The 1,397-nt window shown below is 56.4% G+C and carries 1 rRNA gene (running past one end of the window); it reads left to right on the forward strand.

Features of this window, described 5'->3' with window-relative positions:
- Positions 1-1,395 (forward strand): 23S ribosomal RNA (locus tag ACWCXH_RS39615); it begins 1,372 nt to the left of the window's first position.
- Positions 1,396-1,397: the final 2 nt, after the last annotated feature.

A 1,397-nucleotide genomic window follows, 5' to 3' on the forward strand; every position in this document is an offset into this window, starting at 1 on the left:
CGGCTGAGACCTGATGCCGAGCCGATTGTGGTGAAGTGGATGATCCTATGCTGTCGAGAAAAGCCTCTAGCGAGTTTCATGGCGGCCCGTACCCCAAACCGACTCAGGTGGTCAGGTAGAGAATACCGAGGCGTTCGGGTGAACTATGGTTAAGGAACTCGGCAAAATGCCCCCGTAACTTCGGGAGAAGGGGGGCCATTCCTGGTGATGGGTCTTGCACTCTGAGCTGGGGGTGGCCGCAGAGACCAGCGAGAAGCGACTGTTTACTAAAAACACAGGTCCGTGCGAAGCCGTAAGGCGATGTATACGGACTGACGCCTGCCCGGTGCTGGAACGTTAAGGGGACCGGTTAGCTCCATTTCGGTGGGGCGAAGCTGAGAACTTAAGCGCCAGTAAACGGCGGTGGTAACTATAACCATCCTAAGGTAGCGAAATTCCTTGTCGGGTAAGTTCCGACCTGCACGAATGGCGTAACGACTTCTCGACTGTCTCAACCATAGGCCCGGTGAAATTGCATTACGAGTAAAGATGCTCGTTTCGCGCAGCAGGACGGAAAGACCCCGGGACCTTTACTATAGCTTGATATTGGTGTTCGGTTCGGCTTGTGTAGGATAGGTGGGAGACTGTGAAGCCGTGACGCCAGTCATGGTGGAGTCGCCGTTGAAATACCACTCTGGTCGTGCTGGATGTCTAACCTGGGTCCGTGATCCGGATCAGGGACAGTGTCTGGTGGGTAGTTTAACTGGGGCGGTTGCCTCCTAAAGGGTAACGGAGGCGCCCAAAGGTTCCCTCAGCCTGGTTGGCAATCAGGTGTTGAGTGTAAGTGCACAAGGGAGCTTGACTGTGAGACTGACGGGTCGAGCAGGTACGAAAGTAGGGACTAGTGATCCGGCGGTGGCTTGTGGAAGCGCCGTCGCTCAACGGATAAAAGGTACCCCGGGGATAACAGGCTGATCTTCCCCAAGAGTCCATATCGACGGGATGGTTTGGCACCTCGATGTCGGCTCGTCGCATCCTGGGGCTGGAGTAGGTCCCAAGGGTTGGGCTGTTCGCCCATTAAAGCGGTACGCGAGCTGGGTTTAGAACGTCGTGAGACAGTTCGGTCCCTATCCGCTGTGCGCGTAGGAGTGTTGAGAAGGGCTGTCCCTAGTACGAGAGGACCGGGACGGACGAACCTCTGGTGTGCCAGTTGTTCTGCCAAGGGCATGGCTGGTTGGCTACGTTCGGGAGGGATAACCGCTGAAAGCATCTAAGCGGGAAGCCTGCTTCGAGATGAGCACTCCCACCTCCTTGAGAGGGTAAGGCTCCCAGTAGACGACTGGGTTGATAGGCCGGATATGGAAGCCCTGTGAGGGGTGGAGTTGACCGGTACTAATAGGCCGAGGGCTTGTCCTCAG

The organism is Kitasatospora sp. NPDC001660, from assembly GCF_053596725.1.